At 57.5% G+C, this 16,592-nt stretch carries 11 protein-coding genes; 4 read left to right on the top strand and 7 right to left on the bottom strand.

Annotated elements, in window-relative coordinates; translation table 11 throughout:
• Window positions 1–187: 187 nt before the first annotated feature.
• Window positions 188–1,093, bottom strand: a complete 906-nt coding sequence (locus SPL01S_RS19550; RefSeq protein ID WP_063202349.1) for a LysR family transcriptional regulator — start codon at window positions 1,091–1,093, stop codon at window positions 188–190.
• A 104-nt stretch (window positions 1,094–1,197) separates the two neighbouring features.
• Between SPL01S_RS19550 and SPL01S_RS19545 the strand changes: the two genes are divergently transcribed.
• The gene (locus SPL01S_RS19545; protein WP_063202346.1) at window positions 1,198–1,722 is read left to right on the top strand and encodes an NAD(P)H-dependent oxidoreductase; all 525 of its coding nucleotides are present in this window, start codon (window positions 1,198–1,200) and stop codon (window positions 1,720–1,722) included.
• A 210-nt stretch (window positions 1,723–1,932) separates the two neighbouring features.
• Here the strand turns inward: SPL01S_RS19545 and treC are convergent, their stop codons facing one another.
• Both treC and treB read right to left on the bottom strand, forming a co-directional pair.
• The gene (gene treC, locus SPL01S_RS19540) at window positions 1,933–3,597 is read right to left on the bottom strand and encodes an alpha,alpha-phosphotrehalase (RefSeq protein WP_063202344.1); all 1,665 of its coding nucleotides are present in this window, start codon (window positions 3,595–3,597) and stop codon (window positions 1,933–1,935) included.
• Window positions 3,598–3,776: 179 nt separating this feature from the next.
• The gene (treB, locus tag SPL01S_RS19535) at window positions 3,777–5,192 is read right to left on the bottom strand and encodes a PTS trehalose transporter subunit IIBC (RefSeq protein WP_062869377.1); all 1,416 of its coding nucleotides are present in this window, start codon (window positions 5,190–5,192) and stop codon (window positions 3,777–3,779) included.
• A 523-nt stretch (window positions 5,193–5,715) separates the two neighbouring features.
• On the opposite strand from treB, the gene SPL01S_RS19530 reads away from it, so the two are divergent.
• Window positions 5,716–6,129 carry an Exc2 family lipoprotein gene (locus SPL01S_RS19530; RefSeq protein ID WP_063202342.1) on the top strand — a complete coding sequence of 138 codons (414 nt, stop codon included), beginning with the start codon at window positions 5,716–5,718 and terminating at the stop codon, window positions 6,127–6,129.
• Between the two features lie 92 nt (window positions 6,130–6,221).
• Here SPL01S_RS19530 and SPL01S_RS19525 read toward each other — a convergent pair whose 3' ends face one another.
• From SPL01S_RS19525 to treR, 4 genes are all read right to left on the bottom strand, one after another.
• Window positions 6,222–6,488 carry a colicin immunity domain-containing protein gene (locus SPL01S_RS19525; protein WP_063202340.1) on the bottom strand — a complete coding sequence of 89 codons (267 nt, stop codon included), beginning with the start codon at window positions 6,486–6,488 and terminating at the stop codon, window positions 6,222–6,224.
• Window positions 6,485–8,425: an S-type pyocin domain-containing protein gene (locus SPL01S_RS25765; protein WP_232246036.1), complete on the bottom strand. Its 1,941-nt coding sequence runs from the start codon at window positions 8,423–8,425 to the stop codon at window positions 6,485–6,487. Before SPL01S_RS25765 ends, SPL01S_RS19525 begins: the two co-directional genes overlap by 4 nt.
• 99 nt (window positions 8,426–8,524) lie before the next feature.
• Window positions 8,525–9,661, bottom strand: a complete 1,137-nt coding sequence (locus SPL01S_RS19515) for a tail fiber domain-containing protein (protein WP_063202338.1) — start codon at window positions 9,659–9,661, stop codon at window positions 8,525–8,527.
• 301 nt (window positions 9,662–9,962) lie between these two features.
• Entirely contained in the window at window positions 9,963–10,910 is a 948-nt protein-coding gene (treR, locus tag SPL01S_RS19510) for a trehalose operon repressor TreR (protein WP_037432101.1), read from the bottom strand.
• A gap of 419 nt (window positions 10,911–11,329) precedes the next feature.
• On the opposite strand from treR, the gene mgtA reads away from it, so the two are divergent.
• Complete coding sequence (gene mgtA, locus SPL01S_RS19505) at window positions 11,330–14,038, top strand: magnesium-translocating P-type ATPase (protein ID WP_063202336.1); 2,709 nt, start codon at window positions 11,330–11,332, stop codon at window positions 14,036–14,038.
• Window positions 14,039–14,184: 146 nt separating this feature from the next.
• Window positions 14,185–16,578: a beta-N-acetylhexosaminidase gene (locus SPL01S_RS19500; protein WP_063202334.1), complete on the top strand. Its 2,394-nt coding sequence runs from the start codon at window positions 14,185–14,187 to the stop codon at window positions 16,576–16,578.
• The last annotated feature ends 14 nt before the right edge of the window (window positions 16,579–16,592 follow it).

The raw sequence follows: 16,592 nt of genomic DNA, 5'->3' as shown, positions 1-16,592 counted from the left end.
AGGTTATCCACAGGGTAACGCCGCAGCGCGCAAGGGCTACGGCGGCGTGTGGATGAATTTGTGGATAACTACTATATATAGGTAATTTGCTTTCTTTACGCACTATATATAGATATTGGCGGGGGTCTTTTGATGTAGAACAAGGAAAGCGGAAGAGCGTGCGCAACCTGTACAGACGTCAATCTGCTCACGAGCGATCGCGAAAATGTGCCAGCAGGAAGTCGACCCAGGCGCGCACCCGTGGCGGCAGATCCGCAGAGGCGTAGTACAGCCATAGCTGCGTCGGCTGCGGCCAGCAGCCCGGCAGCACCGGTTGCAGCGTGCCCTGCGCAAAATGGGGCTCTGTGTACCAGCTTGCCAGGCAGACGATACCCAACCCGGCCAGCGCGGCGTCCAGCAGCATCTCCGGCCGGCTGGCGACCAGGCGGCCGTGCAGCTCCAGGGTGTTGGTTTCGTCGTGCTGCCGCAACGGCCATTTTACGCTGCGGCCGTTGGCCGGATTGCGATGCAGCAGGCAGTTATGCCGCAACAGATCGTCCGGATCCTGCGGCGTGCCGCGCTGCGCCAGATAACCGGGGGAAGCGGCCAGCACCATCTGCATCTGATACAGTGGCCGCGCCACCAGCCGGCTATCGGGATCGACCCGGCTGCCGATACCCACGTCAAAGCCTTCGCCCACCAGATTGACGACTCGCGCATCCAGCGAAAGATCGAGGTCGATCTGCGGATAACGATCAAGGAACTGCGGGATCAACGGCATCAGCATCTGGCGGCCGAAGCCGGGGATCATGCTGACGCGCACGGTGCCGGAGGGATCTTGCTGCGCGCCACCGGCGTTTTCCAGCGTGGCGGACAGCGCCTGCCACAGCGGCGCCACCTGCGCCAGCAGCGCTTTGCCTTCGTCGGTCAGTACCACGTTGTGGGTGTTGCGCTGGAACAGACGCAGCGCCAGCTTCTCTTCCAGCACACGGATATTTTTGCTGACCGCCGCCGGGGTAACGCCTAACTGGCGGGCGGCGGCGGAAAAGTTTTGCGCCTGGGCGGCGCTGAGAAAAGCCGGCAGCAGGCGATGCACGTCAAAGGGCAGCGACATAATGGTTGATACTTTCAGTTGAAATTGAAGTGACAGAGAACAGCCTACACCCCGGGCGAAGGAAATGGAAAAATGCGATATCAATTTTCAACCGAGGATCTCTTATGTCACGCATTTTAGCGTTAACCGCTCACCGCTTTCCCGATGATTCACGCGTCAACAAGGCGCTGATTGAGGCGTTGCACCCGCTGCCCAACGTTACCGTACATGAACTGATGCGCGCCTATCCGGATTACTGTATCGACGTGGCCCGCGAGCAGGAGCTGCTGCAAAGCCATGACGCGGTAGTGATGCTGTTCCCGTTTTACTGGTACAGCTCGCCGGCGATCCTCAGCGAATGGCAGGACGCGGTATTAACCTACGGTTTCGCCTACGGCAGCGAAGGCACCCGATTGCACGGTAAACCACTGCAACTGGTGGTGACGACCGGCGGCAATCCGCAGGCCTATACGCCGGAAGGTTACAACCGTTATCCGGTGACGGACTTGCTGCGGCCATTCAATGCCATGGCCAACCTGACCGGCATGGATTATCTGCCGCCGCATCTGGTGCAGGGGGTGTTTGATATGAGCGATGAACGCCTGGCGCAAGAGGCTGCCGGGGTGGTGAAGCTGCTGCAAAAATTGTAGGGCGCAGCGGGTTGCCGCACTGCGCCCACATTGTGGCTGTTAAATAGCTGCGCCGAATAGTGTTACGGGTAGGGTCATGCAGAGCGCCGACACGCCGTGAACCCGTCCCTGGGGGCTCGTATCGCGCATCCCTGCGCTCAACGGTCGGCTAACCTGCAATGGCTCCCACCTGCCTCAAGCTTAGGGTGCAGCGGTATTAAACGCAGTTATTTAGTCCTCCAGCAGCCACCATACCGCTTCGAACGGCCGCAGGGTCATCGCCTGCGGTTGGTCTGCTGCATCGGCGTAGTTGCCCATCAGCGGGCGCCACTGGCTGGAAGGTTCCACGCCTTCGGCATCCCAGGCCAGCGGTTCGCGGCTCAGGTTGGCGGCCACCAGCAAACGCTGCCCGTTCCAGCTGCGCTGGTAGCACCATAGAGCGGGGTGCGCAGGCGCCAGATCCTGATAGTCGCCGTGGGTCAGCAGCGGATACTGCTTGCGCAGAGTAATCAACTGGCGGTAGGCGTAAAACACCGAATCCAGATCGGCCAGCGCCGCTTCGGCGTTGATCTGCGGGTAGTTTTCCGCGCAACCGATCCAGGGTGTGCCTTGGGTGAAACCGGCGTTCGGCGCGGCGCTCCACTGCATCGGCGTGCGGCCGTTATCGCGCGATTTACTGGCCAGGATCGCCAGCAGTTCGGCGTCGCTCTTGCCCTGGGCGCTCAGTTCGGCATACATGTTCAGGCTTTCCACATCGCGATACTGCCCGATGGCGCTAAAGCCCGGGTTGGTCATGCCAATCTCTTCGCCCTGATAAATATACGGCGTGCCCTGCATGCCGTGCAGCACCATGGCCAGCATCTTGGCGGCCGGCACCCGCAGTTCGCCCTCATCGCCGAAGCGTGAAACGATGCGCGGCTGATCGTGGTTACACCAGAACAACGCGTTCCAGGCGCGGTTATGCATGCCCTGCTGCCAGTGGCGGAAAATCTGCTTCAGTTCGACGTAATCCGGCGCCGCCAGCGTCCATTTTTCCCCACCGGCGTAGTCCACTTTCAGGTGGTGGAAGTTGAAGGTCATCGACAGCTCTTCGCCGCTGCGCGCCGCATACTGCTGGCAATGCTCCAGCGTGGTGGAGGACATTTCGCCGACGGTCATCAGGCCACGCGGCTGGAACACGTCGCGGCTCATCTCTTGCAGGAACTCGTGTATGCGCGGGCCGTCGGTGTAGAAACGGCGGCCGTCGCCCTGAGGATCGGACGGAAAATCCTGCTGTTTGGAGACCAGGTTGATCACGTCGAGACGCAGGCCGTCGACGCCCTTGTCCGCCCAGAACCGGCACACCTTTTTCAGCTCTTCGCGCACCGGCGGGTGTTCCCAGTTGAGGTCCGCCTGTTCGGTGGCGAACAGGTGCAGGTAATACTGGCCGCTGTCGGCGTGCCACTGCCAGGCATTGCCGCCGAACTTGGAACGCCAGTTGTTCGGCAACGCATCGCCTTCGCCATCGCGCCAGACATAGAACTGGCGGAACGGGCTGTCAGGGTCTTGCGAGGCCTGGAACCACGGGTGTTCGGTCGAGGTATGGTTGAACACCATATCCATCACGATACGGATGCTGCGCTGGTGGGCGGCGGCGATCAGACTGTCGAAATCCTCCATGGTGCCGTAGGCCGGATCGATGGCGCAGTAATCCGCCACGTCATAACCGTTGTCCACCTGCGGGGAGACATACACCGGCGTCAGCCAGATGGCGTCGACGCCCAGCTCCTGCAGATAGTCCAGCCGCTGGGTCACACCGGCCAGATCGCCGTAGCCGTTACCGGTGCTGTCCTGAAAACTCTTCGGATAGATTTGGTAGATGACACCGTTCTGCCACCAGGGGATTGGATTGCTCATAGTTATACCTTTGAATCGTGACAACGGGCCCGATACCCTTCATCTTTCAAACTGCAGCGTTGTTGGCTGCTGGCGCTGCACCCCAGTCACTTACCTGAGTAAGCTCCTGGGAGTACAGCACCCTTGCCGCCTAGCTGCAGCCTGAAAGCTATTGGGTATTTGCGACCCCTACATTTCAATCAGACCGGCAGTTCGCCGCGGGCGGCTTTGCGTTTATAGACCATGATGGTCAGCAGCATTGGGATCACCACGGCCACCACAATCGCCGCCGAGTAAACCAGCCAGAACTGCGGTTTGATGGACAGAATACCCGGCAAGCCGCCGACGCCGATGCCATTGGCCATCACGCCGTCCAGGCCGCAGATCAGGCCGGCGAAGGCGGAGCCGATCATCGCGCACAGCATCGGGAAGCGGTATTTCAGGTTGATCCCGTACATCGCCGGTTCGGTAACGCCGAGGTAAGCGGAAATCGCCGCCGGCACCGAGATTTCACGCTCGTTGGCCTTGCGGCTGATGATGATAATGCCCAATACCGCAGAAGCCTGCGCAATGTTGGACAGCGCAATCAGCGGCCATACTGGGGTGCCGCCCATACTCTGGATCATCTGCATATCGATGGCCAGCGTGGTCTGATGCACGCCGGTAATCACCAGCGGCGCATACAGGAAGCCGAACAGCGCGGCGCCAATCGGGGCGAAGCTGCCGGTCATGACGGCTTTCACCGCCCACGCCACGCCGTCGCCGATCATGCGGCCAAACGGCCCGATCAGCGCGTGCGCCAGGAATACCGCCAGCAGCAGTGAAACGACCGGCACCACCACCAGATACAGGTAATCGGGCACGATCTTTTTCAGGCGGGTTTCAATCCAGCCCAGCGCCATACCGGCCAGCATGGAAGGGATCACCTGCGCCTGATAGCCGACTTTTTGAATGGCGAACCAGCCGAAGTTCCACACTTCCGGCACTTGCTGCCCGAGTTGGTAAGAGTTCATCAACTGCGGGGAGACCAGCGTGACGCCCAGCACGATGCCGAGCACCGGCGTGCCGCCCATTTTTTTCACCGTCGACCAGCAGATGGCCACCGGCAGGAACATGAAGATCGCTTCACCGAGCAGCCACAGGAAGTCGTAGATGGTTTTCCACGCCGGGTGCATTTGCGCCAGCGTCTGGCCGCCGGACATCGGGATGTCGCCGATCACGTTGCGGAAGCCGAGGATCAGACCGCCGCTGATCAGCGCCGGCAGCAGCGGGAAGAAGATTTCGGCGAAGTGGGCGATGGCGCGCTCGCTCCAGGTCATGTTCTGCCGCGCGGCGACCTTGGCCTGCTCCTTATCGGCCTCGTTGAGGCCGGTGGTGGCGATCAACGCCTGATAGTAATCGCCGACCTCCGGGCCAATCACCACCTGGAACTGCCCGGCGTTGGTGAAGCAGCCTTTGACCATCGGCAAGGTTTCTATTTCTTTCGGGTTGGCTTTGGCGGGGTCGTTAAGGACGAAACGTAACCGGGTAATGCAGTGGCTGACGGTGGCGATGTTATCGCGTCCGCCCACCAGCACAATCAGGCGGTCGATATCCTGTTGTTTAACTTTGCTCATTATAAAGTACCTTTTTTGGGTAAGGCGCAGAGGTGTTGGCTGAGTAATGATCAAAGCTTAGTCATTCCCCTTTTTTTATGGAATGGGAACGTTCCCGGTTTGGGGCGACGATCACAAAACGATAAAAAATGACCGCATTATGCGTTCTGCCGGGGGGCAACAATCTCGGATCGAGAGGGGCGCCCGCAAAGCCGCAAAAACATCCTGCAGACTCCGGCCGGTTGTATTATCCTGAACCGGAATAACAAAGAGTTACCTCTCTTTTATTGGGCAAGAGGTCGGTTGCAGACTGCTGACAAAGCCTGTTATTAGGGAGAGCGTGCCGAAGGGGTCGTAGCGGCTTGCCGCCGGAGCGCCCCTCGGTGCGCTAGGCCCGGGTATCTCGGGTTCAAAGACAACTTTGTCATTAAACTCAGTTACCTTTCCCTTATCGGGCAAGAGGTCGGTTGAATACATCAATACTCACTGCTTTTTCAACGTGATGCCGGTAGCGGCATCGCAATACACTTTTCAAGGAAGAATAATGACCCTGTTAGCCCCCCGTACCCTTATCTTGTGTTCCGCGCTGTTCCTGAGCGCTTGCGCCAGCCAGCAAACCAGCCCTGAACGTCACGCCCGGCATGCCATTCATCAACTGGCTCAGGTGCACTTTGATCCCAATACCCGTACGCAGATTTCGGACTCGATAAAATCATCCATTCCGTTTTTTGACCAGTTCTATCAGATAGGGAAAACCGATCGGGCTAATGGCATGACGCGCCAGCAGGCACAGCAGAGGGAGGCCGAGTTCCGCAGCCCTGAATTCCTTAGTGACGTAGGGCAAAAAGGGATATTCATCAATCGCAAATATTCGGCGGATAACCCGCAAAAACAACGGCAGATCCTGATGGATTCTGCCGTTGCCACCTACTGGGATGGTTACGAAGGGCGGCCTTGAGGGGCATAGATAAATACGCTATTAATGAAAAAGCCCAACAAATGAGAGTTTGTTGGGCGCTGCTTAAAATTCCACTGATCAGAAGGGGGGAATTAAAGCAGATTGAATTTCTCCAGAATCGCTTTCACTTCCTTCCTTAACCCAGCTTCATCCAGTTCATAATCAACACGGTCTGAATCTGGATTATAAATTTCAGCTGCCATAAATAATTCTTCACCACAATTCAAAACGTTCTTGTCTTGATCTTTAATACCGTACAAATTATTTCTTTCAATGCATATATCTTCAGAAAATTGAAGCGCATTAACTTTTGAATTCAAAAAACTCCTTGCTAATTCGATTACCGCCATCTTGTTCATAAATCACCTGTTTCTAAATAGATTCTGCCATTATCCGCATCGGGATTTATTTTCCATCCTGAGAGGAAATCGCCGTTGGCTTTGAGGATAACAACCCTCATGCTCTTGGGATTGAAGTAAACTTTAGACCCTTTTTCCCGTCGGTATGTTCCCCTCTCAACGGTCTCTTTATCTGCCAAATGCGCATTGACCTCATCACGGAATTTTGTCAGCGTTTCACTATTTTTCTTTGTGTCACTGATACCAAAATCAATGGCATGTTTGAATTTTTTATCCAGTTGTTTACGGGTAAATCGTCCCGAATCAAGCGGATCACTCAGCATCACATAAATCGGCTCGACGCCGCTGCCCGTTGCATCCGGCTGCCAGTAGATGAAGTCCTGCAGCTCTTTAAGGTCATCCGCCGGGAAGCTGGTGGTAACTATACTATCAGCCTGTTTTACTGTCGTGCCAGTATGCACTGGCGTGACGGGGGCAGGCGAACTGTTTCCGGTATGAGGAGGTGCTGTCGGCCCGACCGGAGCTGGGTTAACCAGGATGGTTCGCGACGGTGCACCTCCCACCGCAGGAAGCGTAATCCTATCCAACCCGGTTTTCTCATCACGTACCGCCTTTAGAATAGACACGCTCGCGGGTACGCCACCTATACCCGTTTTAACCAGTTTGACCTGTTGCTGACCATTCTCCATAACTAAAGAGCCACGGACCGGTAAGTCGACAGAGTGCATTTCCGGCGAAATGCTGACTTTGCCGGCAGCGATTAGATTGGCCTGAAAGCCAAACATGACAATGTCGCGTCCGTAAAGCTTGTCGCTGCCTTCCCCTGCTTTTGTGGGCCAGAAGCCCATAACTAAAGCGCTAACAGTTGCCCCTGCGGTGCTGACGGTTGCGGCTTCAGCTAACGCAATAGCTCCTCGCCACACAGCCCCGGCTATCGAGCCCGCCAACTCGCTGGTGGTGGTCAAAACACCTTCGGCGGCGGTTGATAGCTGTAACATCCCTGGGGCACGATTTAGCACCATCGCACCCACAGCTGCAAGGGACGCTTGAGCCGATTTAACCATTTCTGGTGTGTAAACCGGAGTAGGTTTTACTCCAGCTTTGGTCATTAACTCCGCTGTTTTCGCTCTAGCCTCCGTTTCGGCTTTTGCTTTAGCCTCCTCTTCGGCTTTCGCCTTGGTTTCTGCGTCAGCTCTTTCTTTATTAACCTGATTAACCACGTCGGTCAGTGTGCTTGCCTTAGACTCGACATCCTGAATAACGACAGCGATATTATCCAGTGCAGCGAGCAAACGCTGTTTGGCATTAAATTCTTCTACGCGGGGTTTTACCGAATACTCCTCCCAATAGGATCGTGAAACAGGTTCAAGTGCCCGTGTTAGTAATGCGTCATAATCTTCTGGCTCCACCCCAGAGAGGCCTAATTTCGGTTTGACGTCATTCAGTGCTTTCTCTGCTGCTTCATGCTTTTGCGAGACATTACCTTCAGACAGTTGCACTTCACTATTGGCGACTTGCAGACCATGGTTCGCTTCACGTAAAAGTTTTTCAGAACTAATAACACGAGGGTCATTACCCACGTGGGTATTAACCAACCGGAAAACCGCATTGACACGATCAATAATCCGATCAACGGGTTCTGCTATGCGGTTCCTGGCTGCAGCTATCTGGTCGTCAAAAATCTTTTCTAATTGGGCCAGTTGCCCATACGGCGTGAATTGTCGTCCTTTTCCGGGAACATACTCAACACTCACTCGGTCCTTCAAATAAACGGGTGCCACATTGGGCGGGAGCATTGACACATACAAACCACCATTAGACGGTGGACTTGCGGGAATAGTCCCGCTAGGCGGAGTCGGCCCGCCGGTAATGAGAATACGGATTTCTCCATTAGCATTGTAAGGGAAGCCATTTTGGTAACTTGCAGGTCCCGGCATAACAACATCTCCTTGATTCTTTATCTGTTATCAGATGCATCTGTCTGGTTGTAGTTAAATACGTTCATTTGGCTGTGCGTCTACAGTGCATTCGAGGAATCAATCGTGTTTGGTGGCTGCTGAGTTTCCCAGCACCGCCAACCGAGACTCCAGCGCAAGCCGGGCATCACGTTCTTCCTTAAGCGCTTCGATAAGAAGGGCGACTACGCCGTTAATATTAATTCCACGGGCATCTTTCAGAACGCTGCCGTCATTCAGTTTTAATTCGGTTGTGGTTACTGTCTGAGGTAATACGTTCTCCACTTCCTGGGCTATTACGCCGGCCTCCGGCACGCCTTGTTTCAGGTAGGTATAGCCACTGATTTTCCCCAGTTTCTCCAGCGCGCCCTCAATTTTCACGATCTCCGTTTTCATGCGGGCATCGGAGCTGCTGTGCCAGGCGCCATTAGCGTAAGCATTGCCATCATTGCGGAATTCGTACCAACCATTAGCTCCACCGTTGCCAACATGGAACCCCATAAAGTGGTGCTGGCCAATGCGTTCATAGTGGTAAGTATTGACAAAAAGATCGCCGCCCCCCTGTATATGCATACCGTTGGTTATCCGGTCTGCATTGTTATTTACAGTCTTGTTTCCGCCAGCCCAAATCCAGCCTTCCACATTGCGTTTGACCAGTTGCCCTGCCGAAAGCTCAGCGTTGGCTCTTACCTGAATTTCATTCCAGTTGCCCAGTCTGTCGCGATATGAAATCAGGCCGCAATCTTCTTTACCCGGGATAATACGTGACCCCATTATCATCGTGGTGGTGACATTACCGCTGGTGAAATCGGAATGCACAGGCGGTGCGCCGTACGTCTGCCCGTTGATAAGAGAAGCGGGGCCAGTGGTGACCGCGCCAATGCCGGCGTTATGCGACACCAACGTGCCACCGGAGATATCCACACCGTTTTGCATGTGTACCCTGCCGGTAGAGAGGCTAAAGGAGAAGGGGCGCAGCGTGTTCCACTGCCCGTCCTGTGCCTGTCCGTCTGGCGTGATCAGCGCATAAAAACCTTTGCCGTCATTACGGAGAATCACTCCGTTATTTCCGCCGCCCAGACGAAAACCGTTTGGTGATTTGGAGACAATCTCACCGTCGCTGACAACGCGTTTGCGCAATGTGGACAGTGATTTCAGTTCAGTGATGTCTTCATTAATACCGTTAAGCACTTGAGCATTTTTCTTTTCTTCAGCCATGATGAATCTTCCTTTTTGACACTCTGTTATTTGATGGCTAACAGCATCCGGTATCCTTCCGCCCATTCTGGCTAATGGCTATCGGTGTTCACGTTCCGTGTGCTGCCAAACCGCTGGAACACACAATAAATTACTGTATGTTTAACCAGTATATTGTTGCTATGGGCGACAGAGGTCAATCAGGAAAGGCTATTCGTTGTTGTGTGGTGGCTGATACAAAATGGCGAGGAGCTTATGCCCACCGGATGTGGGCAAGAACCGAGGATGCGGGTAGGGGGATTATGCGGGCAAACCCCCGCCGTCAGGCGAGTTTGCTGGGTACGATGATTTGGCGGATGCCCTGTTCGCCGCTGAGCTGGCCCAGCAGCTGTTGGGCGGCCTGCAACCCGGCGCTGCCGTAGCCCAGTTCTACCGAAAACGTCTCGGGGAACAGGAAGTTAAGCAGTGGCGTATTGCCGATGCCGCAGACCTGTAGCGGGGCGATGTGCTGCTGTTGCAGGTATTTGATGGCGCCGAGGGCGATGGTGTCGGAGGCGCACACCAGCGCGGTGGTCTGCGGGCCAATCACTTCGGAGGCCAGTTGAAAACCGCTCTGATAGCTCAGTTCGCCCAGGGCGACGCTGGGGGTGATCCGCTGCTGGCGGCAGGCGTCGAGATAGGCCTGATGGCGGCGCATGCCGGTAGTGGCATCGGCAAGTTGCACCCCAAGATAGCTGATATGCCGATGGCCCTGCTGTTGCAGGCGTTCCATCAGCAGCCGAACTGCGCCATCGTCGTCGTAGCAAACCGAGGAAAAACCTTCGTATTCGCGCGCCAGCACCACCATTTTCTCCTGCCAGGGGCTGAGCATGGCCGCCGTCAGGCCGGTGAAACCGAACAGGATCACCCCGTCGACGTTGCGCTGTTGCAGCACGTGCAGATGCTCTTCCACCAGGCGGGTTTCAAACTGGCTTTCCATCACGATCGGGTCATAACCCTGCTGATACAGCAGCGGCAGCATGGTGCGCACCGCCTGGTTTTCCGACGGCGAATCGAGGCGGGAAACGATAATCCCCACCACTTTATCGCTCTGCCCGCGCATGGCGCGCGCCGATTTGGACGGCGTAAACCCCTGCTGGCGGATCACCGCTTCTACCCGTTCACGGGTTTGCGGGCTCACGCTGCCTTCGTTGTTCAATACGCGCGATACGGTGGATTTCCCCACGCCGCTCAGGCGGGCGATGTCCTTGATGGTCAGCCGGTTTTGCATGGTTTACTTATCGTTTAGGTTAAAAGGCGTAATCTGGCGGCCTACGATGAATGCCCGTCAGCATAGCCTATTTTCCAGTACGGATCTTGGCGCAATGCGGGGATCTTCGTACTGCGCTGAACGGCCGCTCTTGTCGTTCGATCTTTTTATTTACCGGAGGTTATTACCCGTATGGATCCCGATCCGACCCCAATAGACACCCATTCGGCTCACCGGTAAAACCTCTCCGCTTTGCGCTGCTGTTTTACCGGTGAAATAAACGGTAACCGGTCGCGCGCGCTCTGTCGTTCGCTCCTGCTGCTTTTAAAAATACAAGAATCTGCCCCGGCAGAGGCTTTTTGGCGTGTCCGAAAGCTTCGTCCGGGCGAATTGTTCGTTTACCCGCCGCCGTGAGGCTGCGGGTAAACGAGGAGCGAATAATGAAACTTAAAAATATCCCCCGTCAGCTGCTGGGCCTGCTCAGCCGCAATTTGCCGCGCCGCCTGATTCGGCGCGATCCCCTGCTGGAAGGTGTCAGCGGCGCAGCGCATGAACTGCCCGCCGGCCTGGCCCAGCAGCGGCTGGAATGCGCCGTCGCCGATGCGACCCAGCTTTACGAACGTTTCCACAGCCACCCGGAAGGCATTACCGTCCATGAGGCGGAACAACTGCGCCAGCGCTTTGGCGCCAACGTGATTGAGAACCAGCAGGCGGAGTCCTGGTGGCGCCATTTATGGCACTGCTATCGCAACCCGTTCAATCTGCTGTTGACGGTGCTGGGGCTTATCTCTTACGCCACCGAAGACCTGACCGGCGCGCTGGTGATCGGCCTGATGGTGCTGATCTCCACGCTGCTGCATTTCGTTCAGGAAGCGCGCTCCAACAAGGCGGCGGACGCGCTGAAAGCGATGGTCAGTAATACCGCCACGGTCATTCGCAGCGACGCGCTGACCGGTAAAAGCGAACACCTTGAACTGCCGATTGCCCAGTTGGTGCCGGGAGATATCATCAAGCTGGCTGCGGGGGACATGATCCCGGCAGATCTGCGTGTGCTGTCGGCCAAGGATCTGTTTATCAGCCAGGCGGCGCTGACCGGCGAATCTCTGCCGGTGGAAAAGATCGCCGAACCGCACGGGGTGGCGGAGGATCCGCTGGAATGCCAGAACTTGTGCTTTATGGGCACCAACGTGGTGAGCGGCACCGCGCTGGCGATGGTGATCGGCACCGGCGGCGACACCTACTTCGGCCAGTTGGCGCAGCGCGTCACCAGCCAGGATGAACAACCGAACGCCTTCCAGAGCGGCATCAGCAAGGTCAGTTGGCTGCTGATCCGCTTTATGCTGGTGATGACGCCGATCGTGCTGCTGATCAACGGCTACACCAAGGGCGACTGGTGGGAAGCGGCGCTGTTCGCGCTGTCGGTGGCGGTGGGGCTGACGCCGGAAATGCTGCCGATGATCGTGACCACCACCCTGGCCAGAGGGGCGGTGAAACTGTCGCAACAGAAAGTGATCGTCAAACGCCTGGACGCGATCCAGAACTTTGGCGCCATGGACATTCTGTGCACCGACAAAACCGGCACCCTGACCCAGGATAAAATCGTACTGGAACGTCACACCGACGTGTTCGGTGCCAACAGCGACCGGGTGCTGCGTTACGCCTGGCTGAACAGCTTCTACCAGACCGGGCTGAAAAACCTGCTCGACGTGGCGGTGCTGAGCTGCGCGGAACAGAACCAGCAGCCGGATGCGCTACAGCATTACCGCAAGGTGGATGAGATCCCGTTTGATTTTGAACGCCGCCGCATGTCGGTGGTGGTCGCCAAAGACGCGGAATATCACGAGCTGATCTGCAAGGGCGCGCTGGAGGAAATGCTGGCGATTTGCAGCCACGTGCGTCAGGAAGATGACGTTCACCCGCTCAGCGATGCGCTGCTGGCGCGCATTCGGCGCATCACCGACGATCTTAACCAGCAGGGGCTGCGGGTGGTGGCGGTGGCCAACAAGATCCTGCCGGCGCAGGCGCATGAATACGGTGTGGCCGACGAATCCGATCTGATCCTCGAAGGCTATGTGGCCTTCCTCGATCCGCCAAAGGAGAGCACCGCACCGGCGCTGGCGGCACTGAAGAAAAACGGCGTGACGGTGAAGATCCTCACCGGCGATAACGAGCTGGTGGCGGCCAAGGTCTGTAAAGACGTCGGGCTGGCGGCAGATCACGTGCTGTGCGGCAGTGAAATCGAACACATGACGGACGAGCAACTGGCGCAGGCGGCCGCGCGCACCACGGTGTTCGCCAAACTGACGCCGATGCACAAGGAGCGTATCGTCAAGCTGTTGCGTCAGCAAGGGCACGTGGTCGGCTTTATGGGCGACGGCATCAACGACGCCCCGGCGCTACGGGCGGCGGATATCGGCATTTCCGTCGATTCGGCGGTGGATATCGCCAAGGAAGCGGCAGACATCATCCTGCTGGAAAAAAGCCTGATGGTGCTGGAGCAGGGGGTGATCGAGGGGCGCCGCACCTTTGCCAACATGCTGAAGTACATCAAGATGACCGCCAGCTCCAACTTCGGCAACGTGTTCAGCGTGCTGATCGCCAGCGCTTTCTTGCCGTTCCTGCCGATGCTGCCGTTGCATCTGCTGATCCAGAACCTGATGTATGACATTTCTCAGATCGCCATTCCGTTCGACAACGTCGACGACGATCAAATTACCCAACCACAGCGCTGGAACTCCAGCGATCTGGGGCGGTTTATGGTGTTCTTTGGGCCGATAAGCTCGATCTTTGACGTGCTGACCTTCTGCCTGATGTGGTGGGTATTCAAGGCCAATACGCCGGAAATGCAGACGCTGTTCCAGTCCGGCTGGTTCGTGGAAGGGCTGCTGTCGCAAACGCTGATTGTGCATATGATCCGCACGCGCAAAATTCCGTTTATCCAGAGCCGCCCTTCATGGCCGCTGTGCATCATGACGCTGGCGGTGATCGCCACCGGCATCGGCCTGACCTTCTCGCCGTTGGCAGGTTTCCTGCAACTGCAGGCGCTGCCGCTCGGTTATTTCCCGTGGCTGGTGCTGATCCTGGCCGGTTATATGGTGCTGACCCAGTGCGTGAAAGGCTGGTTCGTGCGCCGCTACGGCTGGCAGTAATCTCTCAAGCCCTCTCTGCAGTGCGGGAGAGGGCATTCGTGATCCACCCCGGCTTTTCATCTTTGCGGTTGGACATCTGAACTATGCTCAGTCTTTATTGACAGCTTCGCTGTTTTTATTGATTTTTTTCCTTTGAGGAATTTCTGATGCATAGACCGCTCCGTTATACGCTACTGGCTTCATCGTTATTGCTTTCCCTCGGCGCGTTGGCGCAACCGGCCGGCTCGCTGCCGCTGATGCCTTGGCCACAGCAGGTCGAACTGACGCAGCCGGCGGGCAGGCTGGTGCTGGATCACCGCCTCACGCTTAAGGTGCAGGGCGACGATCTGGCACAGGCGGAACTGCGCTGGCGGCAACGCATCGAACTGCAGACCGGTTGGACGTTGGCGCCGCAAACCGCAAAAGCCGAGGGTGCGGCGATTCAGGTGAATATCAAAGACAAAGTGGCCGCTCAGCCGCTGCCCGGCAGCGATGAAAGCTACAAGCTGGCGGTGACGCCGCAGGGCGCCACACTGACCGCCAATACCCGCTTCGGCGCGTTGCGCGGCATGGAAACCCTGTTGCAACTGATGCAGACCGACGGCCAAAACACCTTCTTGCCGCTGGTGACGATTGCCGACGTGCCGCGTTTCCCGTGGCGCGGCGTGCTGCTGGATTCGGCGCGCCATTTCTTGCCGCTGCCTGATATCCTGCGCCAGCTCGACGGCATGGCGGCGGCCAAACTCAATGTCTTCCATTGGCATCTGACCGACGACCAAGGCTGGCGCTTTGCCTCTGAGCGCTACCCCAAACTGCAACAGCTGGCCAGCGACGGCCAGTTCTATACCCGCGAACAGATGCAGCAGGTGGTGGCTTACGCCACAGCGCGCGGCATCCGGGTGGTGCCGGAAATCGATCTGCCGGGCCATGCCTCCAGCATCGCCGTGGCTTACCCGGAATTCATGAGCGCGCCGGGGCCGTACTCGATGGAGCGCGAGTGGGGCGTGCACAAGCCGACGCTCGATCCGACCCGCGACGAGGTTTATCGGTTCGTTGACGCGATCATCGGCGAATTGGCGGCGATTTTCCCCGATCCCTACCTGCATATCGGCGGTGACGAGGTCGACGCCAGCCAGTGGAAGGCATCGGCCTCGATTCAGGCGTTTATGCAAAAAAATCAGCTGGCGGATACTCATGCGCTGCAAGCCTACTTCAACCAGAAGCTGGAGAAAATCCTCGAACGGCACCAGCGGCGCATGGTCGGCTGGGATGAGATTTATCACCCGTCGCTGCCGCGCACCATTGTCATCCAGTCCTGGCAGGGGCCGGATTCGCTTGGCGCCAGTGCGCAGGACGGCTACCAGGGCATTCTGTCCACCGGTTTCTACCTCGACCAACCACAGAGCGCCGCCTATCACTATCGCAACGAAATTTTGCCCCAGCCGCTGGGGGTAGATACCGAGGTGCAGCCCGCTGAGCAGGCGCAGAGCTGGCAGTTCAGCATGCCGCGCCTGAAGGGCAGCGTAGTAGAAGGCAGTTTTACGTTGATCGAAGGTAAGCAGGGCTGGCGTGGTTTTATCGACTTCAACGGCAAATCCCGCCGCGCGTTGCACGATATCGTCTGGCGTTCGCCGCAGCAGGTGACCTTCCGCCTCGACAGCTGGATGGGCGAGACGCGCCCGGTATTCAGGCTGCAACAGGACCAACTGAGCGGCTATATGCTGCTCGGCAACGTGCGCTACCCGACCAGCGGCAGCAGGCTGGCGGCGATCCCGGCGGGCAAAATGCCGGTGGTGCCGGAGGCGAAGCAACAGGCCAATATTCTCGGCGGCGAGGCGGCGCTGTGGGCTGAAAACGTCCGTGCGCCGATCCTCGATCTCAAGCTGTGGCCGCGGGCCTTTGCGGTGGCGGAGCGGCTGTGGTCGGCGCAGGATGTGACCGATGAAAACAACATGTACCAACGGTTGGCGGCGGTGGATGCCTGGTCAGTGGTGTCGGTGGGCTTGCAGCAGCATGCCGAAACCGCCCGCGAATTCACCCGGCTGGCGAACAGCGTGGAGATCTTGCCGCTGCAAATTCTTGCCGAGGCGGTGGAGCCGGGGCAGTACTACACTCGCCAGCACCTGAAATTCAAGGCCGGTAATTATCATCAGTTCGAGCCTTTGAACCGTTTTGCCGACGCGCTGCCGCCGGAAAGCAACGCGGTGCGCGAGATGGGGCGACAGGTTGAGGCGCTGCTGAAGGACAAAAACGATCGCGCAGCGGCGCAGGCGATCCGCGAGCGTTTGCAGCGTTGGCAATTGAACACCGCAGCGGTGAAAACGACTGTCGCCGGTAACCGGGTATTGCAGGATTTGGCACCGGTGGCGCAGGACGTCGGTGCGCTGTCCACGCTGGGGTTGATGCTGCTGGAGCGCTATCAGCAGAGTGAGCCGTTGAGTAAAACCGAAGCCGGGCAGATACAGCAGCAATTGGATGCCGCGGCACAGGTGCGTGACGAAGTGGTGATTGCGGCGGTCTACCCGCTGGAGGCGCTGCTGCGTGCCTGCGCGATCGAATAAGGGGGGATTTAGGG

The sequence above is a fragment of the Serratia plymuthica NBRC 102599 genome (genome assembly GCF_001590925.1).
Classification (GTDB): Bacteria; Pseudomonadota; Gammaproteobacteria; order Enterobacterales; family Enterobacteriaceae; genus Serratia; species Serratia plymuthica.
The sequence above is the reverse complement of the archived record's forward strand: the minus strand, read 5'-3'. Positions and strand labels throughout refer to the sequence as shown.